This is a genomic window from Streptomyces sp. NBC_01525, from assembly GCF_045040405.1.
Lineage (GTDB): Bacteria > Actinomycetota > Actinomycetes > Streptomycetales > Streptomycetaceae > Streptomyces > Streptomyces benahoarensis.
The window spans coordinates 5,464,062-5,488,796 of sequence record NZ_CP109397.1 but is presented as its reverse complement, the minus strand read 5'-3'; the positions used below and the strand labels follow the sequence as shown (position 1 = coordinate 5,488,796).

Sequence of the window (24,735 nt, the reverse complement as noted above, 5' to 3'; positions counted from 1 at the left end):
ATGGGACGCCCGCCGGAGAACCGTTACATCGTCGGCTCTTCCTACGAATGAGGGATGGAGCCGACGGCCGGTTCCGCAACCTCCGTGCCCTGGGGTGCGAGCAGGAAGACATTGGTGTCCACGCGGTGCATTCCGCTGGCCAGTCCGAAGACGACGCCGCTGGAGAAATCGAGGATGCGCTTGGCGACATCCGCGTCGGCGCTGCTGAGATCCAGCAGTACGGGAATCTGCGCCATCAGGTACTCGGCGACCTCGCGGGCGTCCGCGAAAGTCTGCACCCGGATCACGACGAAACGGCGGCTCTCCTCGGTCGGATCGTCGTCGGGGAGCGCGCGGTGATCCGGCCAGGAGGGCCATTCGCTGCCGCTACGCAGCGGGACGACCACGGCCAGACCTTCCCACTGCTCATCGGTGGCATCGGGGCCGTTCACCGCTTCACCTCATTCGTGGGGGCACTGCCTGACGCAATATCCACATCGATCAATTCCAGGGATAAACATACAAACACCGCTGGGTGCGGTACACATCGCACCACATCCGCGGCCCATCCTGCACCATCCACACGGGCCGGAACCGACAGCCCGGGCGGTTTCCCCCGTCGGGATTGTGTGTGCCTCTTCACCCCGTACGCAGCGCCTTACGGGGAGGGCCCTCGTACCGCGACTACGGACCCTCCCCCTCTGGAAAGAGGCGGCGGAGCACGGAAATCCGCGATCCGATCACGGCCGGTCGACGGCGGTTTCCGCAGGGGTCACGGCGGTTTCCGCAGGAGGGGGCGGAGTCGAAGCTTTACTGCACATTGGTTGCAAGTAAAACTGACCCGCAGGAATGTGGAGGGGCAGGTCCTTCGGAAGAAAGCAGTATCCATGCCCACGCCCCCGTCCATGCCCGCGGCCGGTCCCGCGCTCTCCCGCCGTCAGCGCCTCGCGCGCTCGATGACCCGCGCCGAATGGGGCCGGATGGCGGGCATGGCCTCGTTCATCGTCGCCCTGCATGTCATCGGCTGGTTCACGCTGGTCGCCATCGTGGCGCCGGAGCACTACAGCCTGGGCACCAAGACCTTCGGGATCGGCATCGGGGTCACCGCGTACACCCTGGGCATGCGCCACGCCTTCGACGCCGACCACATCGCCGCCATCGACAACACCACCCGCAAGCTCATGGGTGAGGGGCAGCGCCCGCTGTCGGTCGGCTTCTGGTTCTCGCTGGGCCACTCCAGCGTCGTCTTCGCCCTGGCCTTCCTGCTCTCCCTCGGCGTGAAGACCCTCGCCGGGCCCGTGCAGGACGACGGTTCCCGACTCCACGACATCACCGGGCTGATCGGCACCACCGTCTCCGGCGTCTTCCTCTACGTCATCGCCACGGTCAACCTCGTCATCCTGGTCGGCATCTGGCGGGTCTTCCGGCGGATGCGGGCCGGGTCGTTCGACGAAGAGGCCCTGGAGGAGCAGCTCAACAACCGCGGGTTCATGAACCGCCTCCTCGGCCGCGTCATGAAGTCGATCACCAAGCCGTGGCAGATGTACCCGCTGGGCCTGCTCTTCGGCCTCGGCTTCGACACCGCGACCGAGATCGCGCTGCTGGTGCTGGCCGGCTCCGGCGCCGCCTCCGGCCTGCCCTGGTACGCCATTCTCTGCCTGCCGGTGCTCTTCGCGGCGGGGATGTCGCTGCTGGACACCATCGACGGCTCGTTCATGAACTTCGCCTACGGCTGGGCGTTCTCCAAGCCGGTCCGCAAGGTCTACTACAACCTCACCATCACCGGGCTCTCCGTCGCCGTCGCCCTGCTCATCGGCACCGTCGAACTCCTCGGTCTCCTCGCCGAGAAGCTCGCTCTGCACGGCTTCTTCTGGGACTGGATCGCCGGGCTCGACCTCAACCTCGTCGGCTTCGTCATCGTGGGCCTCTTCTTCGCCACCTGGGCCGTCGCGCTCGCCGTCTGGAAATTCGGCCGCATCGAGGAGAAGTGGACCGCGGGTCTGCGGTCCGGTGCCGTCCAGGAGGGCGCGCTCAGCTCGTCGGAGTGACCGCCGCACGCCCCGTCACCCCGTCGGCCGCGCGCAACAGCGGGAAAACCCGGACACCCGCCGGATCACCACGGGGAATCGGGCCCCCTCGGGGAAGGTGGGGCGAACGGTCCGCTCCCCCGGTGCTATGAGGTGGCTCAGCTGTGTCGGATGTCGTCCACATCGCCCTCACGGTCGTGGTGTTCGCGCTCCTCTCACTGGCCGCCCGAGGGGCGGGGCGGCTGTGAGCGCGGACGACATCATCGGCCTGGTGGCCGCCACCGGCCTGGTGATCTACCTGATCGTCTGTCTCCTCCACCCCGAGAAGTTCTAGGCGGGCGCGGATGAGCGACACGCTCGCCGGCTGCCTCCAGGCGCTGCTTCTGGTGGCGGCGCTGGCCCTCTCGTACCGCCCGCTGGGTGACCATCTCGCGCGGGTGCTCACCGCCACCGGCCACGGGCGCGTCGAGCGGCTGGTGCACCGCGCGGGTGGGGTGAACGCCGCGGTGGAGCAGCGCTGGCCGGTCTATCTGCGCAGCGTCCTCGCGTTCTCCGCGGTGTCGGTGCTGTTCCTGTACGCGTTCCTGCGCCTCCAGCACCACCTGCTGCTCTCCCTCGGCAGGGGCGCCGTCCCCGCGGACCTGTCGTTCAACACCGCGGCGTCGTTCGCCACCAACACCAACTGGCAGGCGTACGCGGGCGAGTCGGTCATGGGGCATCTCGTGCAGATGGCCGGGTTCACGGTGCAGAACTTCGTCTCCTCCGCCGTGGGCATCGCCGTCGTCGCCACGCTGATCCGCGGCTTCACCAGGAAGCAGACCGACCAGGTCGGCAATTTCTGGGTGGACCTGACCCGGCTCGTGCTGCGGGTCCTGCTGCCCCTCGCGTTCGTCTTCGCGCTCGTCCTGGCCGCCTCCGGGGTGATCCAGAACCTCCACGGCGCCCACGAGGTCACGACCCTGGCGGGTGGTCACCAGAGTCTGACGGGCGGCCCCGTCGCGTCGCAGGAGGCCATCAAGCAGCTGGGCACCAACGGCGGCGGCTTCTTCAACGCGAACTCCGCGCACCCCTTCGAGAATCCCACCGCCCTCACCAACCTCATCGAGATCTACCTGATGCTGGTGATCGCCTTCGCCCTGCCGCGGACCTTCGGCGCCATGACCGGCGATCACCGGCAGGGCTACGCGATCGTGACCGTCATGGCGCTGCTCTGGGTCGCGTCCCTCGTCACCGTGACCGTCAACGAACTGCACGGCGTCAGCAGCGCGGCCGGGCGGGCGGCCGGCGGGATGATGGAGGGCAAGGAGACGCGGTTCGGGATCTGGGGCTCGGCGCTGTTCGCCGTCTCCACCACGCTCACCTCGTGCGGCGCCGTCAACTCCGCCCATGACTCGTACACGCCCGGCGGCGGCGGGATGACGCTCTTCGACATGATGCTGGGCGAGATCGCACCGGGCGGTACTGGCTCCGGGCTGTACGGCATCCTCATCCTGGCGATCGTCGCGGTCTTCGTCGCCGGGCTGATGGTCGGCCGGACACCCGAGTACCTGGGCAAGAAACTGCGCGGCCGGGAGATGAAGTTCGCCTCGCTCTACCTGCTGACCACGCCCGCGCTCGCCCTCACCGGGGCGGCGCTGGCGATGGCGCTGCCCGGTGAGCGGGCGGCCATGCTCAACAGCGGTCCGCACGGCTTCTCGGAGGTGCTGTACGCGCTGACGTCCGCGGCGAACAACAACGGCTCGGCGTTCGCCGGGCTGAGCGCGAACACCGGCTGGTACAACACGGTCCTCGGGGTCGTCATGCTGCTCGGCCGCTACCTGCCGATGGTGTTCGTGGTGGCGCTCGCCGGTTCGCTCGCCGGTCAGCGGCACGTCCCGGTCACCGCGGGCACGCTCGCCACCCACCGGCCGCTGTTCATCGCGCTGCTGACCGGCGTCGTCCTCATCGTCGTAGGTCTGACGTACTTCCCGGCCCTCGCGCTGGGCCCGATCGCGGAGGCGCTGCACTGATGTCCACGCCCGGTCTCTCCACCCCGGCCCGGGACCGGGTCTCCGGCGGGCTGCTCGACCCGGGACAGCTGGTGCGATCCCTCCCCGGCGCCGTGCGCAAGCTCGATCCGCGGGTGATGTTCCGTCACCCGGTGATGTTCGTGGTGGAGGTCGGCGCGGCGCTGACCACGCTGGCCGCCGCCGAGACGCCGAGCGTCTTCGCCTGGGTGATCACCGCGTGGCTGTGGCTGACGGTCCTCTTCGCCAACCTGGCCGAGGCGGTGGCCGAGGGGCGGGGGAAGGCGCAGGCGGAGACGTTGCGGCGGGCCCGGACCACGGTCATGGCGCGGCGGCTGACCGGCTACCGGCCCGGTGCGGCCGCCGCCACCGAGGAGGAGGTGCCCGGCGTCGACCTGCGGCAGGGCGACCATGTGGTGGTCGAGGCCGGGCAGATCATCCCGGGTGACGGTGATGTCGTCGAGGGCATCGCCAGCGTCGACGAATCGGCCGTCACCGGGGAATCGGCGCCGGTGATCCGGGAGTCGGGCGGCGACCGGTCGGCCGTCACCGGCGGGACGAAGGTGCTCTCGGACCGCATCGTCGTCAAGATCACCTCGAAGCCGGGCGAGACCTTCATCGACCGGATGATCGCGCTGGTCGAGGGCGCGGCCCGGCAGAAGACGCCCAACGAGATCGCGCTCGACATCCTGCTGGCGTCCCTCACCGTCATCTTCCTGGTCGCCGTGGTGACGCTGCAGCCCTTCGCCCTCTTCGCCGGTGCCGGACAGACCCTCGTCGTCCTCACCGCCCTGGTCGTGGCGCTGATCCCCACCACCATCGGCGCACTGCTCTCGGCCATCGGCATCGCCGGGATGGACCGGCTCGTGCAGCGCAACGTCCTGGCGATGTCCGGCCGCGCCGTCGAGGCGGCGGGCGACGTCAACACGCTGCTGCTCGACAAGACCGGCACCATCACCCTCGGCAACCGGCAGGCCGCGGAGTTCCTGCCCGCGCACGGCGTGGACATCGGCGAACTGGCGGACGCCGCGCAGCTGTCGTCGCTCGCCGACGCGACGCCCGAGGGCCGCTCGATCGTCGTCCTCGCCAAGGAGCGGCACGCGCTGCGCGGGCGTGACGAGGGCGAGCTGCACGGGGCGAGGTTCGTCCCGTTCACCGCGCAGAGCCGGATGAGCGGCGTCGACCTCGGCGGGGCGGCGGAGCGGCGGTCGCTGCGCAAGGGCGCGGCGACCGCGGTGATGCGCTGGGTCCGCGACAACGGCGGGCACCCCACCGCGGAGATCGGCCACCACGTCGACGGCATCTCGGCGAGCGGCGGCACCCCGCTGGTGGTGGGCGAGGTCCTCCGGGACGGCGGCACCCACACGGCCCGGGTGCTCGGCGTCATCCACCTCAAGGACGTGATCAAGAAAGGCATGCGGGAGCGCTTCGACGAGCTGCGCCGGATGGGCATCAAAACCATCATGATCACCGGCGACAACCCGCTCACCGCCAAGGCCATCGCCGCGGAGGCGGGCGTGGACGACTTCCTCGCCGAGGCCACCCCCGAGGACAAGATGGCCCTCATCAAGCGGGAGCAGGCGGGCGGCAAACTCGTCGCGATGACCGGCGACGGCACCAACGACGCCCCGGCCCTCGCCCAGGCCGACGTCGGCGTCGCCATGAACACCGGCACCTCCGCCGCCAAAGAGGCCGGAAACATGGTCGACCTCGACTCCAACCCCACCAAACTCATCGAGATCGTCGAGATCGGCAAACAACTCCTCATCACCCGCGGCGCGCTCACCACCTTCTCCATCGCCAACGACGTCGCCAAGTACTTCGCGATCATCCCCGCGATGTTCGCGGCGGTGTACCCGGGCCTGGACGGGCTCAACATCATGCGGCTGCACAGCCCGACCTCCGCGATCACCTCCGCGATCGTCTTCAACGCCCTGATCATCGTCGCGTTGATCCCGCTCGCGCTGCGCGGCGTCCGCTACCGGCCGTCCTCCGCGGACCGGCTGCTCGCCCGCAACATCTGGGTCTACGGGCTCGGCGGGCTGGTCCTGCCGTTCCTCGGCATCAAACTGCTCGACCTCGTCATCCAGTTCCTGCCCGGTCTGCGCTGACCGCCGCCCGGCGACGGAGAGGACGCCCATGGCACGCACCGCTCTCCCCACGGTCCTCCGCCACCATCTGGCGGCCCTGCGGATGCTGCTGGTGTTCACGGTGATCACGGGTCTTGCCTATCCCCTGCTCGTCACCGGCATCGCCCAGGCGGTCCTCCCCGGGCAGGCCAACGGCTCGCTGCTGACGGCGGACGGCAGGCCGGTGGCCTCGCGGCTTCTCGGGCAGAACTTCACCCTGCCGCGGGCGCGCGGCGGACGGCCCGACCCGGCGTGGTTCCAGCCTCGCCCATCGGCCGCCGGCTACGACCCGGGGAAATCCGGCGCCTCGAACCTCGGGCCGAACAACCCGGCGCTGACCGCCGCCATCCGGGCGCGCCGCGCCGCCGTCGCCGCCTTCGACGGCGTCCCCCCGGCAGCCGTCCCGGCGGACGCGGTCACCGCCGGGGGCTCCGGCCTCGACCCGGACATCTCCCCGGCGTACGCGTACGAGCAGGCAGGGCGGGTCGCCCGGGCCCGACGGCTCTCCCCCGCCCGCGTCCGGGCCCTGGTCGGCCGGCACGTCCAGGGGCGTCAGCTGGGGTTCCTGGGGCAGCCCCGGGTGAATGTCGTCGTCCTCAACCGGGCGCTGGCCGGGCAGGGGCGGCCGGTGCGGTAGCGCGGGGCACCGTGGCGTGCCCCGGGCCCGGTCCGGCGTCAGGCGGCCGTCGGGCTGAGGTTGTCGAAGGCCGCCCCCACCTGGTCGGCGAGGGTGACCGCGACCAGGCGGGCGCCCAGCGGCGGGGCGGCGCCGGGGGCCGGGCGGAGCAGGAAGCGGCCGTGGAAGCGGCCGTTGTGCAGCACGCGCAGTTCCACCTCCGCCGGCGGCAGGCCGTCGCGGTCGGCGTCCCAGTGCCGCCGCCCCCAGTCGATGGAGCCGTCCTCCCGCAGGCGCGGCGGATGGCCGAGGAGCGTGCCGTACTCGAAGCGGCAGGCGCTCAGCCCGAGCAGGCCGACCAGTTGCCGGGAGACGTGGTCGATCACCTCGTCCGGGGAAGCGGCGGTCCCGGCCAGGCGGGCGGTGTGGTGGATCTGCGCCAGATAGCCGTCGTCCAGGACCGTGATCACCTTCCACTTCCGGGCCCGCGCCGCGAGCTGCGCGACGGTGAGGCCGACGACGAGGAGCAGCACGGCGGTGACGGCGTCGGCGGACCGGGCGATGTCCAAGGTGCCGTAGGGCGGGGTGAGGAGGACGTCGAACCACACCGCGGCGGAGAGTGCCGCCAGCGCCCCGGCGGCCCGGTTGCCCAGGGCGGCCACCGCCACCACGGCCACGACGGCGATCAGCGCCGCGTCGGCGTGGGGCAGGACGCCCCGGACGGGTACGAGCGCCGCGCAGAGCGCGGGCGGGAGGAGGACCGCGCCCGCAAGAGCGAGCCGGTTCCGGGTGGCATACCGCACCATGGCGCTCACCTCCACTTCCGGTGTAACCGCCACCGGTGCCCCGGGGCCGCCCGCCCGCCACACCTTGACGGAACCTTGGCGCATTGCCCGGGGCGGGCCCGCGGGGGCCCGCCCCGCGCGGCCGGCGCGGGGCGGGACACCCGGTCCGCGTGACCGGCCGCGGGCGTCACTTCTGCCAGCCGACCGTCTCCGGCAGCGGGGTGTGGAAAATCGTCGCGCCGACGTTGGCGAGGCCCTTCTTCACGCCGTACGTCGACGGGCCGCTGAACAGCGGCAGGAAGGCGTACTGCGCCAGCGCCTTCCGCTCGACCTTGTTGACCGCCGTCGCCTGCTTGCCGAGGTCGGCGATGTCGGCGGTGGCGCGGATCTCCTTGTCGAGGGCGGGGGTGCCCGCGCCGGTGAGGTTGGAGTCACGGTCGGAGCAGTAGAAGTCGCAGAGGTAGCGGGCGCCGAACGGGTCCATGGAGCGGTTGCCGGAGAGGATCAGATCGAAGCGCCGCTCGTTGAGGATCTTCGCAAAGTCCGCGTCGTCGCCCTTCTTGATGACGAGGTGGATCCCGGCGGGCTTCAGCATGGCGGCGAGGGCGCCCGCGGTGGCCTTGCCCAGCGGGTCGTCGCCGAGGAGGGTGTAGCCGATCTCCAGCTTCTTGCCGTTCTTGACGCGGACGCCGTCCGGGCCGGGCTTCCAGCCCGCCGCGTCGAGGGTCTTGGGCGCCTGGTCCGGCGCGTGCCGGAGGACGGCGGCGACGTTGTCCTCGTACCCCTTCTGGAAGCTGTAGAGCACGGCCGAGCCGGGCAGCGGTTCCTTGTAGTCGAGGCCCTGGAACTGGATGCGGGCGATCTGCGGGCGGTCGACGCTCTCCACGACGGCCTTGCGGACGGCCTTGTCGGCGAGGATCGGGGACTTGGTGTTGACGTTCAGGGAGTACTCGAAGGGGCTGCCGCCGCTGCGGATCTCCGTGCCCGCCAGGCCCTTGATCTGCTGGAGGCTCTCCGCGTCGACGGCGGAGGTGTAGTCGAGCTGGCCGTTCTTGAAGGCGTTGACCGCCGCCGTCGACTCCAGGTTGACGTAGACGCGCTTGTCGAGCTTGCCCTTCTTCCCCCACCACTTGGGGTTGCGGACGAAGGTGATGTTGCCGGAGTGGGTGTCCCAGCTGCCGACCGTGTACGGGCCCGCGCCCCACTCCGGGTGGGCCTTCTTCACGTACGCCTTGTTGAAGTGGGCGACCGTGGCGGCCTTGGGGTGCAGGAAGGTGCTGAAGAGGGCGGGCCAGGCGGGGTTGACGCCCTTGAAGCGGATGACGGCCTGTTTGGCGGTCTCCCCGCGCTCGACGGCGGTGATCCGGTCGTAGCCGTCCGTGGAGGAGGCGGCGAACTCCTTGTCGGAGCCGTTGTTCGCCTTCCAGGTGGCGTGGATCGCCGTCCAGTCGATGGGGGTGCCGTCGTTGAAGACGGCCTTCGGGTTGAGCGTGAGGACGACCGTCTGGTCACCGCCGTCGACGGTGACCTTCACGTCGCTGTAGTAGTCGGGGTTGTACCGCACCTCACCGGCGGGCGAGTAGGTGATCGCGTCGGCGTTGTACCAGCCCCAGACGCGGGACGCGGTCAGCGTGGCGTTGACGTTGAACGGGTTGCCCTGGTCGTCGAAGGTCCCGGCGGTGGTGTAGGTGCCGCCGTCCTTGATCTTGTCGTAGAGCTGCGGGTTGTAGTCGACGGCGGCCGACGCGGTCCTGGGGCCGTCGGCCGTGTCCTTCGCGGCGGGCGCCTGGCAGGCGGTGGCGGCGACGGAGACGGCGGCGACGAGGGCGACGGGGAGGACCAGTCTTGCGCGCATGGCGGCAGGGTTCCTTCGTGTTTCGGGGAGCGGGCGGGAGGGGGTTCGGGGGCCCGTGCGGGCCGGGCCGGGGTCAGGCGGCGTGGCAGGCGTAGCGGTGGCCGGGGTCGCCGTCCGCGGCGGCCGGGGCCGGGCGTTCGGTGCGGCAGCGGCGGCGCAGGTCCTCACCGGCGAGGCGGTACAGCGGGCAGCGGTCCACGAAGACACAGCCCTCGGGCAGCCGGGTGGCGCTCGGCTGCTCGCCCTCCAGCACCAGGCGCTCCCGGCTGCGTTCGCGCTCCGGGTCGGGCACCGGGATCGCGGAGAGCAGCGCCCGGGTGTACGGGTGCCGGGGGTCGGCGAAGAGCGTTTCGGTGGGGCCGGTCTCGACGAGGTGGCCGAGGTACATCACCGCGATGCGGTCGGAGAGGTAGCGGACGACGGCCAGGTCGTGGGCGACGACGAGGGTGGCGAGGGAGAGTTCCCGCCGCAGCCGCGCCAGCAGGTTGATCACTCCGGCCTGTACGGACACGTCGAGGGCGGAGAGCGGTTCGTCGAGGACGAGGAGTTTCGGCTCGGTCGCCAGGGCCCGGGCGATGCCGACGCGTTGACGCTGGCCGCCGGAGAGCGCGGCCGGGAAGCGGTCGCTCACGGCACCGTCCAGGCCGACCAGGCGCAGCAGTTCGGGGACGCGGGCGCGGATCGTGGCGCGGTCGGCGCCCATGGCCTGGAGGGGTTCGGCGAGCAGGTGGTGGACCGGCAGCCGCGGGTCGAGGGCGCCCAGCGGGTCCTGGAGGACGATCTGGACGTCCCGCCGCAACTCCCGTATCCGCGCGGCCGGTCCGGCGGTTGCGACATCGGTCCCGGCGATCTCGATGCGTCCGCCCTCGGGCCGCTTCAGCCGCAGGATCTCCAGGAGGGTGGTGGTCTTGCCGCTGCCGGACTCGCCGACCAGGCCCAGGGTCTCCCCGGCGCGCAGGTCGAAGCTGACGCGGTTGACGGCGTGCAGGGTGCCGACCCGGCGTTTGAGGACGGCGCCCTTGGTGACGGGGAAGGTCTTGACCAGGTCCTCGACGCGGAGCACCACCTCCCCGGTCGCGGTGTCGCCCTGGACGGCCCCGGGCTCGCCGTCCGGGGCGGTCCCGGTGGGGTCCAGCGTGCCGTCGGCCACCTCGTCGGCGCGCAGGCAGGCGGCCTGCCCGTGCCCGGGGACGTCGCGCAGTGCGGGGTCGGTGGTGCGGCAGGCGTCGACGGCGACGCGGCAGCGGCCGGCGAAGGCGCAGCCGGCCGGCGGACCGACGAGGGCGGGCGGCTCCCCGCCGATGGGGATCAGGGGGCGGCGCACCCCGCTGTCCACGGTGGGCACGGCGGCGAGCAGCCCGGCAGTGTACGGCATGACCGGCCGGTCGAACAGCTCCCGTACGCCCGCCCGTTCCACGACGCGGCCCGCGTACATCACGGCGATGTCGTCGGCGTGCCCGGCGACGACGCCGAGGTCGTGGGTGATGAGGACGAGCCCGGCGCCGGTCTCCCGCTGGGCCACCCGCAGCACGTCGAGGATCTGGGCCTGCACGGTGACGTCGAGGGCGGTGGTGGGTTCGTCGGCGATGAGGACGGACGGCTGGTTGGCGATGGCCAGGGCGATGACGACGCGCTGGCGCATACCGCCGGAGAACTCGTGCGGGAAGGAGCGGGCGCGCTCGCGCGGGTCGGGGATGCCGACGAGGTCGAGGAGTTCGACGGCGCGGTCCCAGGCGGCCCGCTTCGTCAGGTCCTGATGGACCCGCAGGGCGTCGGAGAGCTGCCGGCCCACGGAGAAGATCGGGGTGAGCGCGGACAGCGGGTCCTGGAAGACCATGCCGAGGTCGGCGCCGCGTACCCCGGAGAGCGCCTTGTCGCCGAGTCCGACCAGGTCACGGCCGTTCAGCAGCACCTGTCCGCCGATGTCGGCGGCGGGCGGCAGCAGGCCCATGACGCCCATCGCGGTGGCCGATTTGCCGGAGCCGGATTCGCCGACGATGCCGAGGGTGCGGCCCGGCAGCAGATCGAAGCTGACGCCGCGGACCGCCTCGACCGGCCCGGCTTCGGAGGGGAACGAGATCCGCAGGTCCCGGACGGAGAGCACGGGGGTGGTGGCGGCGGACCGCGGTGCCGGGCGGGGCAGGGTCGTCGTACGGGTCATCGTCGGCCTCCAGCCGCGCCGGTCACGGAAGTGGGGTCGAGGGCGTCGCGCAGCCCGTCGCCGATGAAGGTCATCGACACGGTGAGCAGGACGACCAGGCCCGCGGGGAAGGCGAAGAGCCAGGGGGCGCTCGTGACCGTGCCCGCGCCGTCGGCGAGCATCGTGCCGAGGGAGACGTCCGGGGTCTGGACGCCGAACCCGAGGAAGGAGAGGGCGGTTTCGCTCAGTACGGTCGCGACGACGCCGAGCGTGAGGTTGACGATCAGCAGCGAGCCGAGGTTGGGGATGAGGTGCCGCAGGATGATGCGCGGCGCGCTGACGCCCATGAACTCCGCCGCCGTCACATAGTCCCTCTCGCGCAGGGAGGTCGAGACGGACCAGATGACGCGGGCGGTGGACATCCAGCCGAAGACCGTCAGCACGACGATGAGGACCCGCCAGTCACCGGCGAGGCGGTGGGAGACCAGCGCGAGGATGAGGAAGGAGGGGACGACCAGCAGGAAGTGGATGACGGCGAGCGTCACCCGCTCGATCCGGCCACCGAAGTACGCGGCGCCGGAGCCGATGACCGCGGCGACGACGACGGTCAGCACGGAGACGCTGACGGCGATCACCAGGGACCGCTGGAGACCGTGGACGGCGGAGGCGTAGACGTCGTTGCCGCCCTGGTTGGTGCCGAACCAGTGGGTCGCGCCGGGCGGTTGGGTGAGCGCCACGAAGTCGGTGTCGGCGTACGTGTACGGGGTGAGCAGCCCGCCGAGCGCGCTGAACAGCACCAGCAGGACGAAGATCGCCACGCCGGCGACGGCGAGCCGGTTGCGCAGGAAACGCCGCAGGTAGAGGCGGCCGAGGCGGTGGGCGGACGGCGCGGGGGCCGGGGCGCCGGTTTCCGTGTCGGTGGCCATCTCAGCTCACCCGCACTCTCGGGTCGAGGAAGACGGTGGCGATGTCCGCGAGGATCGCGCCGACGGCGGTGAGGGCCGCGGCGAAGGCGGCGGTGGCAACGGTGCCGTGCACATCGTTCTTGACGATGGTCTGGAGGAAGTAGCGGCCCATGCCGTTCCAGCCGAAGATCGTCTCGGTGATGACGGCGCCGGTGAAGAGCGCCGGGATGCTGAACGCCACGGAGGTCGCCGTCGGGATGAGCGCGTTGCGCAGCGCGTGCCGCCGGATGGCCTGGGCGCGGGTGAGCCCGGTGGCGCGGGCGGTGCGCACGTAGTCGGCGTGGAGCGTGTCGAGCAGCAGCGACCGCTGGGTCAGGTGGTAGCCGACGTATCCCATCAGGGTCAGCGTCAGGGTCGGCAGGATCAGGTGGAGGAGGCGGTCGCCGATCGTGGGGAGCAGCCCTTCGACGTTGGGGGAGTTCTCCCCGGCGACGTAGAGGAAGTGCAGTCCGGCGTGCTGGTTGAGCCAGATGGCGACGAAGACCACGGCGAGGGCGGCGACGGACGTCGGGATGTTCAGCACCACGATGGAGACGGCTTGGGAGACGCGGTCGGCCCAGCCGTACTGCCGCGATGCGGTGTACACGCCCAGCGCGACGCCGATCAGTACGGACAGGAGCGTGGCGATGACGACCAGTTCGGCGCTGACGAGGGAGCGGTAGCCGATCTCCCCGTTGACGGAGACGCCCGTGGGGGACTTACCCCAGTCGAAATGGAGGACGACGGAGGTGAGCCAGTCCCACCACCGGTGCACCAACGGCACCTGCGGGTCCAGGTTGTAGGGCGCGAGGGCCCGGTCGATCTGCGCCTCGGTGCGGACCGGCCGCAGGTCCCGGAAGTTGGCGCGCGGGTCGAGGAACCAACTCGCCAGGAAATAGGTGGCGTTGGTGGCGACCGCGATCATCAGCAGCCAGCCCGCCGCCTTGCGCGTCATATGGCGCAGCATGCGCGCCACCTCCTGGGGCGGGCCGTGGGGGCGCCGGGTCTGCGGGATTTCTGCATGTGCCGTGGAGCTTTCCGGGAAGACGGGACGTGAGCACAAATGTGCGAACACCAGTCTTGTCAGCGCTCCGCCACCGGCACCAGACTTTGCCTGTGTCCGCCACGAGACCGACATGCCGCTGTAGCAATCGGCGGCATTCCCGGTTTCCTTATGCGGTACGTCTCTTACGGGTCCCGTCCCCGCCCGGAAAGGGTTCCGGGAGGCTCATTACCCGGCGCATACACCCTTTCCTCGGCGCTTTCCCTCCCGCTCAACTCCGGTGTGTACGAAGGGGATCGGACCGGTGTGACCCATACGCATCGGCGGCCGATGGCGCACCCCTGCCGCACCACCGGCCACCAGGCACGATGTCAGCCCGTAACAAGGCTTCCGAGCAGTTCGGCGGCGGGCTCCGGGTGGACGAGCCAGCGCAGATGACTTCCCTGGAGCGTATGGACGTCGAACGGATTACCGGGGGTGAGCGCGTCGCCTTCGCGGATCATCCGGTCCTGCATATCGAGCGGAATGGCGAGGTCTTCGGCCAGCCGCACATAGGTCTTGGGAATACGGCCCCAGGTCGCTTCCTGTGCGCAGTCGGCGATGGTTCCGGCGTCGAGATTGTCGTCGGGCTGGAAGGTGTTCAGGAAGGTGCGGAATTCGTCGTCGGCGAGGTCGGCGCCGACGGTCTGCCGCAACGAGGCGAGTGCCGCCGGGTCCGCGGTACGGAAATTGGTGCGGAGCAGACCGAGTTCCGCCGGATTCCCGACGAGCGCCGTCGCCAGGGCGGCCGGATCGACGTCCGCCATCTCCGGCTCGGCGTAATACCCGGCGACATCGAGGTCGACCGGGCACCACGCGGAGACGTAGACGAGGCGGTCGACGAGGTCGGGCCGGGCGTTGCCGACCGCGGTGAGGGTGATGCCGCCCCGGCTGTGGCCGACGAGCACGGTCGGGCCGTTCCGCTGTGCCCGCTCCAGGACGGCGATGACGCGGGCGACGGCGTCGGCGAGGGTGACGTCCTTGATGCCGCCCGGCTCCGTGGCGAGCGCGTCGAGGTCCTGCGGCGCCTGGTACGCGGCGGGGAAGGTCGCCTCGAACCCGTGCCCCGGCAGGTCGACCGCGACGGACCGGTGCCCCAGAAGGCCGAGTTCGGCCTGGAGCGGCGCGAAGGAGAAGGAGTTGGCGAAGGCCCCGTGAACGAGGACGAAGGTCGGAAGAGTCTGCATGCCCCAGCGTCCAACGGAAACGCGCGGCGCGACAAGCGGGGGTGGGTGTGAGGTGGGTCGGGGCGACGGGGTGGATTGCTCGGGGGGCGGCGGGAGGGCGGCCGGGCCGACGCGCACGGCGACGGTCCCGGCGCCCCCCGTCCGATGGCTCTCGCGAACGCCCGCCTGCACTTCCGTGGCCCGAGGGCGGTCCGCCCTGCGAAGGCGAGGCACGTGCGGGGCCTCACGGAGTTGCGCCGAGGTCGGGGCGGTGTGCGACAGTGGGCGTCCGGTCGGCCGGGCGCGCGTCTGCGCTGCCGCCACCGGACCCCCACCTTCCCGACACGGCCCTCTCCGGTCGCGCCCGCGCGCCCGGGGCCACGGCCTCCCCACGTCCCCGAGAGAGCTATGCAGGCCACGACACTCGCTCCCCGCACCACGGACCCGCTCGGTCAGGGTCTGGAGTCGCGGGACGGTACCGCTCTGCTGCGCTTCGGCGTCGCGCGGCGCCGCCCGGCCGACCGGATCAGCTGGAGCGGCACCGGCGCCGCGGCCTGGCTCGACCGCGGACAGGTGCTGAGCGTCGGGGATCCCGACGCCGCCGCCGGCCTCGTCCTGCGCGCCGCCCACGGACTCCCGGACCGGGTGCGGGAGTTCACCGTGCCGCGCGGCTCCGACGTCCTGGTCGGGCGGCACCTCCCGGTGACCGGCGCCGTCGAGTGGGTCTTCCGCTGGACGGAACAGGAGCCGCCCCCGCACGCCGCGGAGGAACGGGTCCAGGCCCTGGACGCCACGCACCACGACGCGCTCCGCGCCTTCCTCGCCGAGCACAGCCCCGCGCACTCCACGGGCCCCGGCTCCTCCGACGTCAGCCTCTGGGCCGGGATCCGCGACGACGCCGGGCAGCTGGTGGCGTGCGGGGCACTGAGCCGCCTGCGGGACAGCGGCGCGCCCTTGATGGTCTCCGTCGCCACCGACGCGGCCCGGCGCGGCGAGGGCCTGGGCGCCGCGCTCACCTCCTGGCTGACCCGGCACGCCGTGCGCAACGACGGCGTGTGCACCCTGTGGCAGCTCGGCGGCAACGCCCCCGCCGAACGGCTCTACGACCGCCTCGGCTACCGCACCGGCGACCCCTGCGTGACCGCCCGGATCGCGCCCGCGCCGCCGATGGCCGCCTGATCCGCCACGGCGGGGGCGCGGCGGGACCCCCTGACCCCGCCTGCCGGAGATGACCTAGAATCGCCGAATGATCTTTATTGTTGTGAAATTTCCCGTGAAGCCCGAATACGCCGAGGAGTGGCCGTCGCATGTGGCCGCGTTCACCGAGGCCACGCGGGCGGAGCCGGGCAACCTCTGGTTCGAGTGGTCCCGCGGCGTCGAGGACCCGCTGTCCTACACCCTCGTCGAGGCGTTCCAGGACGACGCCGCCGAGGCCCACGTCACCTCCGACCACTTCCGTGCCGGGCTGGAGACCATGCGCCCGCTGCTGCGGCACACCCCCGAGATCGTGAGCACCACCATCGAGGGCGCCACCGGCTGGGGCGCCATGGGCGAGTTGGTCATCGACTGACACCCGACCGCGTCACGGCCGCCGTACGGGGGACCCCGCGGTGCGGGCCACAATCCGTACGGCGTCCGGGTCAGGACGGTTTCAGGGGGCGGACCAGGAGCGGCACGCCGATCTCCTGGTGCCCGCCGCTGGCCAGCATCCGGACCTCACCGCGGTCGCTGATCTCGGCGCGGACGATGCCCGTCTCGTCCTCGTAGACCGGGTATCCGCCCGCCCCGGCGGCGGCGGTGCGCCGGACGACCACCACGTCGTCGGCGACGGCGGACGCCTGGAACACCAGCTCGAAGGCTTCCGGATACTCCATGGCTGCCTCTTCGGCGATGGGTTGTCGACTCTTCCATCGTCTCGCACCCCGGGCCGCCCCGCCCGACGGAACGGCCCCTGCCCCACGGGCGCCGGACCGGCCGTGACACCGCCTCGGTATCGTGACGCCACGTGGGTGACAACGGCACACTGTGGACCTTGGCCATCGCCGTGGTGACGGGCGGCACCGCGGTGCTCGCGAGCTGGGTGACCGGCCGCGGCAGCGCCCGCGCCGCCACCCTCCAGGCGGAGACCGCCGCCCGTACGCAGCGCGCCGAGCGGCTGCGCGAGAGCCGCCGCATCGCCTACCTCGACCTCATCGAGCAGGCCCACCGCATGGGCGAGCTGTACTGGGAGACCTCCGCGGTCCTCCGGCGCCCCGACTCCGCCGAACGCCTCGGCGCCCTCCGCGAGCTGCACGACCGCGAGATCGCGGAGTACGCCCGCATCCGCCGCTGCGCCCGCGTCGTCGAGCTGGAGGGCCCACCCGAAGCGGCCACCGCGGCCCTCGCCCTCCAGAAGGCGACCGGCCCCTTCCACGCCGGCGTCACCGCCGAACTCGACGGCGACCCCACCGGCCGCGACCACCTCGACGCCGCCTACCGCCCGTTCTGGCAGGCCCTGGAACTCTTCGTGGATGCGGCGCGCACGGCGCATCAGAGGGATTGAACGGGGGCTGGACGGGGGCGCGGATCAGGGCACGTCCACCGGGTGCAGCCGGGCGAATTCGTCGGCCAGCAGGCCCATCACGACGAGATCCTGATGGCGTCCGGCAAGAAAGACGTGGTCACGAAGGCGCCCCTCCTCGACGAAGCCGAGCCGACGGTGCAGGGCCAGGGATGCCGCGTTGTGCGCGAAGATCCGTGCCTCGCATTTGTGGTAGCGCCGCTCGGCGAAGAAGAAACGCAGCAACAGCACCGCCGCCTCGGTCGCATACCCCTTGCGCCGGTGACCGGCTTCCCTCGTGATGCCGTACGCGAACCGTCCCGCGTGCGGATCGGCGTACGACGAGCCGACGGCGCCGACCGTCTCCCCCGTGTCCAGTGCCTCGATCACCAGCCGGAAACAGTCACCCTCGGCGGCGGTGGCCTGCTCCCGCGCCCACGCGCGGAAGCTTTCGGCGGAACGCGGGGGACGCAGCACATCCCCCGACCGCTCCTCGTCGGCGGCGAAGCGCCGGAACGCGGCCCAGTCGCCGGGCTCGATCCCGCGCAGCCGTACGCGCTGTCCGGTCCGGAACGAGGTCGTCCCGTATGCGATCACGCCACGGCGCACGGGGTCCAGCCCTTCGTCTGCCGAACCCCGTCCCGGTGGGCCGGTGCCGCGTGCCCGGGCCGACCGCCCCACTACTCCCCCGACGCCTCCCGACGTGCCACCAGCGCCCGGGCTGTACGGGTACGCGGGTGCCAGGGGCCGTACGCGCGCTCGCACGCCTCGGCGGCCTCCGTGGCCAGGCGGTCGGCGTCGGCGGGGGTGAGCTTCGGGGGTCTGCTGACGGTGGCGTCGAGGAAACGGACCACGGGGGCGGGGAACATGCCCACGGCGCGGGTGCGGCCCCCGCCGTCCTCGGCCAGGGAGCGCACCGCCTCGTCGGCCACCTCGGCATGGGTGAGGCGGATGAGCGCGGCCGCGCGGGGGTGGTCGCGCTCCAGTGCCGCGGCGTCCCGGAAGGTCAGGGCGTCGCGGAGCAGGACCAGCGCCTCGGTCCACAACCGCTGGCGGCCGCGCGAGCGGGCGCGCCGGAGTTGGGTGAGGATCCGCGCCGGGTGGGCGGCGCCCAGGACCCGCCAGTACAGGCCGGTGGCGGTGTGCAGCAGCCGCTCACCCTCCGCGTACCGGCGCCGCCCGTGAAGCGCCTCGGCCAGCACGGTCAGCACGTCGGCGGCCTGTACCAGCACATCGCCGTCGACGGTGGAGAGCTTGCCGGTGAAGGGCCCCTCGGCGTTCTCCCGCAGCAGCTCCCCCAGGGACGGCCCGGTCCTTCCGGCCAGGGTCAGGTCGCGCGCGGTCGCCGCCGCGTCCGCCCGGGCCAGCACCGGCCGCAGCACCGCCTCGGCCTCGGCGTGGTCGCCGCAGCGCACCCGGAGGCGGCCGTGGGCCAGCGCGTCGGCGAGGCCCGCGCCCGCCGGGCAGACCACGATCCGCTCGGCGAACGGCAGCGCCGCCTCGTAGGCACCGCACCGTTCGTAGCCGTCCCGGAGGCGCCGGGCCGCCGCGACCGGCTCGGGCAGCGTGGCGCCGGAGCGCCACAGGAGGGCGCGGACGTGCGGCGCGAACAGCGGGAGTTCGGCGTCGTCGGCGCTCCGTAGCAGGGCGCGGTCCAGCAGCGCGGCGGCCCAGGCGTCGAGCGCGGGCCGCGCGGGTCCGCCGGGCCGGGCGGCGGGCGGACGCAGACAGCGGACCGGGCTCCGTACCGTGCCCTCCGGCGCCACGGGCGAGGCCGCGGGCACGGCCGCACCGGCGAGCGCACCGACCGCCGCGGCCACCGCCTCCGGCGCGGGGCCGGGATCCGGCAGCGCAACGGCGGCCGGCGCCCGCGGGTCGAGGACGTGCGCGGGCAACGGTGCATCCGCGAAGCACGCCAACAACTCCTCCGGCGTCGGCGGGGCTCCGGCGCCCACCGCGCCGTCCGGCTCCCGCGACGCCGCGGGGGCCGGACCGCCGTAGGTGATGTGCAGATCCCGGCCCGCCTGGTGGACGCGCCCGCCCTCATGCGCCTCGGCCCGGAAAGAACCCCCGTCGTCCATCCCCACCCCCTGAAGCTCCGTCAACCCACCTCCAGGTTAGGGCGCACTGGTGACACACCACCGTACGAACGCCCCACCAGGTTCCGGATGTTGGACGCACGGGGGGCGAGCCCGTAGGGCGGCAGACCCGGAAGGCACCGGCCCCGCGAGGCGGCGGACTCATGAGGCGCGCCGCATGGGGCACCGCCCCGCGACGCAGCGGCCCCGTGGGGGCATGCCGCATGGGGGCATGCCGCATGGGGCGCGGCCCATCGGGCACACGGGGCGCAAGGTATCGGGCGCGCAGGGCGCGAGGCATCGGGCGCGCAGGGCGCGAGGCATCGGGCGCGCAGGGCACCCGGCGCCGGGCCCCAGCCGTCACCGCTCCCCGGACTCCGGCGGCACCGCCCCCTCCGGCGCCGGCACCCCCTCCAGCAACCGCCGGAGAAGCCCCAGAACCAGCTCGCAGACCTCATCCGGGTCCGCGCTCGCGAGGGGTTCGCGGCCGACGACGACGCGCATCATGCCGATGCCCAGCAGCCACGCCATGGCGAGATCCGCGCGCAGCGCCGCGTCCTCGGCCCCGGAGAGCCCGGCCAGCACGTCCGCGTACTGCTCCCCCAGCACCTTCACCGTCTCCGCCGCGTCGTCGGCGCCGCCGACGGAGCGCAGATACACCGCGAGGGAGCGGTCGTGGGGCTCCTTGCCGTGGTGGGTGAGCATGCCGCGCAGCGTCGTCTCGAACAGCTTCTCCGGGGGCGTGGTCCGCAGCTGCTCCTCGCCGCTGTGCGCCATCACCTCCGTCAGCAGCCCGCTCTTCGAGCCGAAGTACCGGAACAACAGCGCCTGATTGGCACCGGCCCGGTCCGCGATGTCCCGCACGGTCGCGGCGTCGTAACCGCGCTCGGCGAACAGGTCGGCGGCGGCCTCCAGCAGCCTGCGGCGAGTGGCCTGCGCGTCTCTTCTCCGGGGTGAACCGGGCGGTACGCCAACGGGATTCGCCATGGTGCTCCTCTCCGGACGGCCCGTCAGGATAACGGCCGTAACCGGTCGTTGACCGTCCGCGGACCGGCGCCCTAACGTTTGTAAGCAGGTGCTTACACAAGGGAGGCCACCGTGACCACAGCTGATACAGCACCCCTCTCCTATCCCTTCAACACCGCCGACAACCTGTCGTTGTCCGAGGCGTACGACGAGGCCCGCAACCGCCCCGGTCTCTTGCAGGTCCGCATGGCCTACGGGGAACCCGCCTGGCTGGTGACGCGGTACGCCGAAGCCCGCTTCGTCCTCGGTGACCAGCGCTTCAGCCGCGCCCTGGGGCTGGAACGCGACGAGCCGCGGCAGTCCGAGGGCAGCCTCAACAGCGGCATCCTCAGCATGGACCCGCCCGAGCACACCCGGCTGCGCTCCCTGGTGGCGAAGGCGTTCACCGTGCGCCAGGTGGAGAAACTCCGGCCACAGGTCAAGGAGTTGACCGGCCAATTGCTCGACGAGCTGGAGGAGGCCGGTCCGCCCGCCGACCTCGTGGACCGCTATGCGCTGCCGATTCCGGTCGCGGTCATCTGCCGGATGCTGGGCGTCCCCGTCGAGGACCGGCCGAAGTTCCGGGCCTGGAGCGATGCGGCACTGTCGACCAGTTCGCTGACGGCGGAGGAGTTCGACGCCAACCGCGAGGAACTGCGCGCCTATATGGGGCAGTTGATCGAGGAGCACCGCAGGCATCCGCAGGACGACCTGATGACGGCGCTCATCGATGCACGGGACGCCGGGGACCGGCTCTCCGAGCTGGAGCTGGTCGATCTCTGCATCGGCATCCTCGTCGCCGGGCACGAGACGACCGCGACGCAGATACCCAATTTCGTCCTCACCCTGCTCGACCACCCCGAGGAGCTGGCCCGGCTGCGGGAGCGGCCGGAGCTGATGGCCGGTGCGGTGGAGGAGCTGCTGCGGTTCGTGCCGCTGGGCAGCGGGGCGGGCCAGCCGCGCTACGCCACCGAGGACATCGAGGTCGGCGGCACGCTGGTGCGGGCCGGTACGCCGGTGCTGGTCGCGGTGGGCGCCGCCAACCGCGATGCGCTCCGTTTCTCCTCCCCCGGCACCCTGGACTTCGCCCGGACCGGCAACCAACACCTCGGTTTCGGCCACGGCGTCCACCACTGCCTGGGCGCGCCGCTGGCCCGGCTGGAGCTCCAGGAAGCGCTCGGCGCATTGATCACCCGCTTCCCCGGGCTGCACCTCGCGGGCGATGTGCAGTGGAAGACCGAGATGCTGGTGCGCGGGCCGCGCGTCCTGCCGGTGGGGTGGTGAGCCCATGAGCCGACAGGTGGAGGTGGACCCGCAGCGCTGCATCGGCTCCGGCATCTGCGCCGGAACCGCGCCCGGACTCTTCGTCCTGGACGGCCCCCGCTCCCGGCCGGTGCGCGAGGAGATCGACGGGGACGACGAACTGGCCCTGGACGCCGCGGACCTGTGCCCGGCGATGGCCATCACCGTACGGGAGGACGGTCGCGAGATCGCGCCCCGGGACTGACCGGGCCGCCCCGGGGTGCCTCGGCCCCCGGGGCGGCAGGTCCCGGCGCGCCTCCGGAGCGCGGGCCCGCCGTCCGGTGAGGTCTCGGGACAGCCGCGCCCCGGGCGCCGTGGCGGTGCTTCGCCGGGCGTGGGTCAGACGCCCGTCCTGCCGTCGATGCGCTCACGGATGAGGTCGGCGTGGCCGCAGTGGCGGGCGTACTCCGCGATCAGGTGGGTGTATATCCAGCGGAGCGTGACGCGGCCCTCCCCCAGGGAGCCGGTGTCGTCCAGGGAGCGGCCGGCACAAGCGCGCCGGGCATGCTCCACCTCGGCCCGCCACAGCGCCATCGCGTCCTCGCACGACGCCTCCCCGGCACCGTCGAAACCGCCGCTCATCCCGTCGGCACCGGCGTCCCCCGGGAACAGATCGGGAACGTCCTCCCCGGCGAGGACCCGGCGGAACCAGCTCCGCTCGACCTCCGCCAGATGCCGGACGAGGCCAACGAGGGTGAGCGGCGAGGGCGGCGCGGAGACCGTGCGCAGCTGCTCCTCCGCGAGCCCCGCGCACTTACCGACGAGGGTGGCGCGGTAGAAGTCGAGCCAGCTGGTCAGGGACGTCCGCTCATCTGCGTCCATCGGGGGCGTGACGCGTTCGGAAGTGGTCATGGTCGTCATCGTGGCACGGGGGTGTGACAACGCCCGGGCGCTGCGGACGCCCGACGGGGCGGGCGCGGACGGAGCGTAGGGCGGACGGGCCGGACGGGCCCGCACCGGCCGGCCGCCGCCCCTGCCCCCGCCGAACGGACCCGCGCCGACCGGCCCCGTCCCCGCCCCTCACCGACCGGCCGCTCATCAATCCCGATGCGGCCCGCTCCTGGCTGAGGTACCGTTCCGGAGTCCTGTTGTCTCCGATAGAGGTGGACGTTGCGCATCTGAGGTCCGCGACCATCGCGCGGTACGGCCCTGCCGTACACCTGTCACGCTGTGCCGGCACTCTGCCGCCCGTGACCTCGCGCGGATGCGACCTCGGTGCATGAACCGTCCTCCCTTGCCAGGACCGCACCCCTCCCTTCCCGGCCGGTCGCCGCGTGGTGCTCGCCTACGACGCCCCCGTTCCTGCGTGCAGACTGCGAGAAAACCATGTCCCGACCCCCCGCTCCGCAAGCCTCGGTGACCTGCTCCGGCGTGACGTTCCGCTGGCCCGACGGCAGTACCGTCCTCGACCGGCTCTCCCTCGTCATCGGCCGGGGCCGTACCGGCCTCGTCGGCGACAACGGCACCGGGAAATCCACGCTGTTGCGGCTGCTGGCCGGTCAACTGCGCCCCGCCGAGGGCACGGTGAGCGTCACCGGCACCCTCGGCTACCTTCCGCAGAACCTCACCCTCGACACCGGTCTGCGGGTCGAGGACGCCCTCGGCATCGCCGACCGGCGCGCCGCGCTGCGCGCCATCGAGTCCGGCGACACCGACGAGGCGCACTTCACCACGCTGGGCGACGACTGGGACATCGAGGAACGCGCCCTGGCGACGCTGGGCTCCCTGGGGCTCGGCTCCCTCGGCCTCGACCGCACCGTCGGCGAGATGTCCGGCGGCGAGACCGTCCTGCTGCGGCTGGCCGCCCTGCTGCTGGACCGCCCCGACGTGCTGCTCCTGGACGAGCCGACCAACAACCTCGATGTGTTCGCGCGACGGCGGCTCCACGAGGCCGTCGCCTCCTGGCGCTCCGGCGCGCTGATCGTGGTCAGTCACGACCGGGAGCTGCTGGAGCGGATGGACCGGATCGCCGAACTCCGCTCCACCGCCGTGACCTGGTACGGCGGTGGCTGGTCCGCCTATCGGGAGGCCGTCGCCGCCCAACAGGACGCGGCCGCACGGACGTTGCGCACCGCCGAGGCGGACGTCCGCAGGCAGCAGCGGGAGCTGGAGGAGAGCCGCGTCAAGGCGGCCCGGCGCCGTCGGCAGAGCGCCAAGCTGGACGCGCAGCGACGCGCGCCGCGCATCGTCGCCGGGGAGCGCAAGCGCTCCGCCCAGGAGTCCGCCGACCGGGTCCGCGGCATCCACGAGGACCGCCTCCAGGAAGCGCGGGGGCGGCGTGAGGAGGCCGCGGAGGCGATCCGGGACGATGCCGAGATCCGGGTGGACCTGCCGCACACGGCGGTGCCCGCGGGCCGCACCGTGCTCCGCCTGACGGCGCTGCGCCCGCGCCACGGCCTGCTCCGGGAAGGCGATCTGGAGGTGCGCGGCCCCGAGCGCGTCGCGCTGATCGGCCGGAACGGCGCCGGGAAGACGACGTTGCTGCGCACCCTGGCCGGACAGGTGGAGCCGCTGTCCGGCGAGGCGCGGACCTTCGTTCCGCTGCGCTTCCTGCCGCAGCGTCTGGACATCCTGGACGACGGCCTGAGCGTGGCGCGGAACGCGGCCCGTACGGCGCCCGGTGTCACCGACAACGCGCTGCGGTCGCAACTGGCACGGTTCCTGTTCAAGGGGGATCGCGCGCAGGCGCTGGTGGGCACGTTGTCCGGGGGTGAGCGGTTCCGTGCCGCGCTCGCCGCGACGATGCTCGCCGCGCCCGCCCCGCAACTGCTGATGCTGGACGAGCCGACCAACAACCTCGACCTCTCCGGGGTGCGGCAGCTCACCGCCGCGCTGGCGTCCTACCAGGGCGCGCTGGTGATCGCCGGGCACGATCTGCCGTTCCTGGAGTCCGTCGGCATCACCCGCTGGCTCCTCGTCGGCGAAACGCTGGAGGAGACCACCGCCGAGGAGGTACGGGCCCTGCTGGAGGCGCCGGAGCCTGCCTGACGGCGCCGGGGTGGGGCGGGGCCGCCCGGCGCGGCATGGGGCGGGCCGACGGGGGCGTGGTCCGGCGGGCGCACGCCCCCACGCAACCGTTGCCCGCCCCGCGCTCGTCTCCCTTCCGCACGCCCCGCCCCGCG

The 24,735-nt window shown here is 72.5% G+C and carries 22 protein-coding genes and 2 pseudogenes; 12 read left to right on the top strand and 12 right to left on the bottom strand.

Features of this window, described 5'->3' with window-relative positions; translation table 11 throughout:
• Window positions 1-41: 41 nt before the first annotated feature.
• Window positions 42-431, bottom strand: a complete 390-nt coding sequence (locus OG422_RS24450; RefSeq protein WP_405745595.1) for a cell division protein SepF — start codon at window positions 429-431, stop codon at window positions 42-44.
• A gap of 504 nt (window positions 432-935) precedes the next feature.
• On the opposite strand from OG422_RS24450, the gene OG422_RS24445 reads away from it, so the two are divergent.
• The 5 genes from OG422_RS24445 (at window position 936) to kdpC (ending at window position 6,778) form a co-directional block, all read left to right on the top strand.
• Window positions 936-2,027: a HoxN/HupN/NixA family nickel/cobalt transporter gene (locus OG422_RS24445; protein WP_143942635.1), complete on the top strand. Its 1,092-nt coding sequence runs from the start codon at window positions 936-938 to the stop codon at window positions 2,025-2,027.
• Window positions 2,028-2,250: 223 nt separating this feature from the next.
• Window positions 2,251-2,340 carry a K(+)-transporting ATPase subunit F gene (kdpF, locus tag OG422_RS24440; RefSeq protein ID WP_405745592.1) on the top strand — a complete coding sequence of 30 codons (90 nt, stop codon included), beginning with the start codon at window positions 2,251-2,253 and terminating at the stop codon, window positions 2,338-2,340.
• A 10-nt stretch (window positions 2,341-2,350) separates the two neighbouring features.
• Complete coding sequence (gene kdpA / locus OG422_RS24435) at window positions 2,351-4,015, top strand: potassium-transporting ATPase subunit KdpA (protein WP_405745589.1); 1,665 nt, start codon at window positions 2,351-2,353, stop codon at window positions 4,013-4,015.
• The gene (gene kdpB / locus OG422_RS24430) at window positions 4,015-6,123 is read left to right on the top strand and encodes a potassium-transporting ATPase subunit KdpB (RefSeq protein ID WP_143942631.1); all 2,109 of its coding nucleotides are present in this window, start codon (window positions 4,015-4,017) and stop codon (window positions 6,121-6,123) included. Before kdpA ends, kdpB begins: the two co-directional genes overlap by 1 nt.
• A gap of 28 nt (window positions 6,124-6,151) precedes the next feature.
• On the top strand, window positions 6,152-6,778 hold the full coding sequence (gene kdpC / locus OG422_RS24425; RefSeq protein WP_143942632.1) for a potassium-transporting ATPase subunit KdpC: 627 nt from the start codon (window positions 6,152-6,154) through the stop codon (window positions 6,776-6,778).
• 38 nt (window positions 6,779-6,816) lie between these two features.
• On the opposite strand, the gene OG422_RS24420 is transcribed toward kdpC, so the two are convergent.
• The 6 genes from OG422_RS24420 to OG422_RS24395 all read right to left on the bottom strand — a co-directional run bounded on the left by OG422_RS24420 (window position 6,817) and on the right by OG422_RS24395 (window position 14,710).
• The gene (locus OG422_RS24420) at window positions 6,817-7,563 is read right to left on the bottom strand and encodes a DUF4118 domain-containing protein (protein ID WP_405745584.1); all 747 of its coding nucleotides are present in this window, start codon (window positions 7,561-7,563) and stop codon (window positions 6,817-6,819) included.
• A 166-nt stretch (window positions 7,564-7,729) separates the two neighbouring features.
• Window positions 7,730-9,397 carry an ABC transporter family substrate-binding protein gene (locus OG422_RS24415; protein WP_405745581.1) on the bottom strand — a complete coding sequence of 556 codons (1,668 nt, stop codon included), beginning with the start codon at window positions 9,395-9,397 and terminating at the stop codon, window positions 7,730-7,732.
• Window positions 9,398-9,470: 73 nt separating this feature from the next.
• Window positions 9,471-11,558: a dipeptide ABC transporter ATP-binding protein gene (locus tag OG422_RS24410; RefSeq protein ID WP_405745578.1), complete on the bottom strand. Its 2,088-nt coding sequence runs from the start codon at window positions 11,556-11,558 to the stop codon at window positions 9,471-9,473.
• Complete coding sequence (locus OG422_RS24405; RefSeq protein ID WP_405745575.1) at window positions 11,555-12,463, bottom strand: ABC transporter permease; 909 nt, start codon at window positions 12,461-12,463, stop codon at window positions 11,555-11,557. Before OG422_RS24405 ends, OG422_RS24410 begins: the two co-directional genes overlap by 4 nt.
• A gap of 1 nt (window position 12,464) precedes the next feature.
• Complete coding sequence (locus tag OG422_RS24400) at window positions 12,465-13,448, bottom strand: ABC transporter permease (protein ID WP_405745573.1); 984 nt, start codon at window positions 13,446-13,448, stop codon at window positions 12,465-12,467.
• A 407-nt stretch (window positions 13,449-13,855) separates the two neighbouring features.
• Window positions 13,856-14,710, bottom strand: a complete 855-nt coding sequence (locus OG422_RS24395) for an alpha/beta fold hydrolase (RefSeq protein WP_405745570.1) — start codon at window positions 14,708-14,710, stop codon at window positions 13,856-13,858.
• A 387-nt stretch (window positions 14,711-15,097) separates the two neighbouring features.
• Between OG422_RS24395 and OG422_RS24390 the strand changes: the two genes are divergently transcribed.
• Both OG422_RS24390 and OG422_RS24385 read left to right on the top strand, forming a co-directional pair.
• A complete protein-coding gene (locus tag OG422_RS24390; RefSeq protein ID WP_405745567.1) occupies window positions 15,098-15,868 on the top strand; it encodes a GNAT family N-acetyltransferase in 771 nt (256 codons plus the stop codon).
• Between the two features lie 67 nt (window positions 15,869-15,935).
• Window positions 15,936-16,259 (top strand): putative quinol monooxygenase, encoded by a 324-nt coding sequence (locus tag OG422_RS24385; RefSeq protein WP_405745563.1) that lies wholly within the window; start codon window positions 15,936-15,938, stop codon window positions 16,257-16,259.
• A gap of 70 nt (window positions 16,260-16,329) precedes the next feature.
• On the opposite strand, the gene OG422_RS24380 is transcribed toward OG422_RS24385, so the two are convergent.
• Window positions 16,330-16,563, bottom strand: a complete 234-nt coding sequence (locus tag OG422_RS24380; protein WP_143943257.1) for a DUF6296 family protein — start codon at window positions 16,561-16,563, stop codon at window positions 16,330-16,332.
• Window positions 16,564-16,694: 131 nt separating this feature from the next.
• On the opposite strand from OG422_RS24380, the gene OG422_RS24375 reads away from it, so the two are divergent.
• Window positions 16,695-17,231 carry a hypothetical protein gene (locus OG422_RS24375; RefSeq protein ID WP_405745560.1) on the top strand — a complete coding sequence of 179 codons (537 nt, stop codon included), beginning with the start codon at window positions 16,695-16,697 and terminating at the stop codon, window positions 17,229-17,231.
• Window positions 17,232-17,255: 24 nt separating this feature from the next.
• Here the strand turns inward: OG422_RS24375 and OG422_RS24370 are convergent, their stop codons facing one another.
• From OG422_RS24370 to OG422_RS24360, 3 genes are all read right to left on the bottom strand, one after another.
• Complete coding sequence (locus OG422_RS24370; RefSeq protein WP_405745557.1) at window positions 17,256-17,837, bottom strand: GNAT family N-acetyltransferase; 582 nt, start codon at window positions 17,835-17,837, stop codon at window positions 17,256-17,258.
• 71 nt (window positions 17,838-17,908) lie between these two features.
• The gene (locus OG422_RS24365; protein ID WP_405745554.1) at window positions 17,909-19,333 is read right to left on the bottom strand and encodes a hypothetical protein; all 1,425 of its coding nucleotides are present in this window, start codon (window positions 19,331-19,333) and stop codon (window positions 17,909-17,911) included.
• Window positions 19,334-19,666: 333 nt separating this feature from the next.
• Window positions 19,667-20,293 carry a TetR/AcrR family transcriptional regulator gene (locus tag OG422_RS24360; RefSeq protein ID WP_405745551.1) on the bottom strand — a complete coding sequence of 209 codons (627 nt, stop codon included), beginning with the start codon at window positions 20,291-20,293 and terminating at the stop codon, window positions 19,667-19,669.
• A gap of 111 nt (window positions 20,294-20,404) precedes the next feature.
• On the opposite strand from OG422_RS24360, the gene OG422_RS24355 reads away from it, so the two are divergent.
• Together OG422_RS24355 and OG422_RS24350 are read left to right on the top strand one after the other, a co-directional pair.
• Window positions 20,405-21,595 carry a cytochrome P450 gene (locus OG422_RS24355; RefSeq protein WP_405745548.1) on the top strand — a complete coding sequence of 397 codons (1,191 nt, stop codon included), beginning with the start codon at window positions 20,405-20,407 and terminating at the stop codon, window positions 21,593-21,595.
• A gap of 4 nt (window positions 21,596-21,599) precedes the next feature.
• The gene (locus OG422_RS24350; protein WP_143943263.1) at window positions 21,600-21,818 is read left to right on the top strand and encodes a ferredoxin; all 219 of its coding nucleotides are present in this window, start codon (window positions 21,600-21,602) and stop codon (window positions 21,816-21,818) included.
• Between the two features lie 134 nt (window positions 21,819-21,952).
• Here OG422_RS24350 and OG422_RS24345 read toward each other — a convergent pair whose 3' ends face one another.
• The gene (locus tag OG422_RS24345; protein WP_405745544.1) at window positions 21,953-22,465 is read right to left on the bottom strand and encodes a DinB family protein; all 513 of its coding nucleotides are present in this window, start codon (window positions 22,463-22,465) and stop codon (window positions 21,953-21,955) included.
• Between the two features lie 474 nt (window positions 22,466-22,939).
• On the opposite strand from OG422_RS24345, the pseudogene OG422_RS24340 reads away from it, so the two are divergent.
• Both OG422_RS24340 and OG422_RS24335 read left to right on the top strand, forming a co-directional pair.
• A pseudogene (locus OG422_RS24340) lies at window positions 22,940-23,551 on the top strand (ATP-binding cassette domain-containing protein); the annotation flags it as partial.
• Between the two features lie 18 nt (window positions 23,552-23,569).
• Window positions 23,570-24,416 (top strand): annotated as a pseudogene (locus OG422_RS24335) (ATP-binding cassette domain-containing protein); the annotation flags it as partial.
• Window positions 24,417-24,735 lie beyond the last annotated feature (319 nt).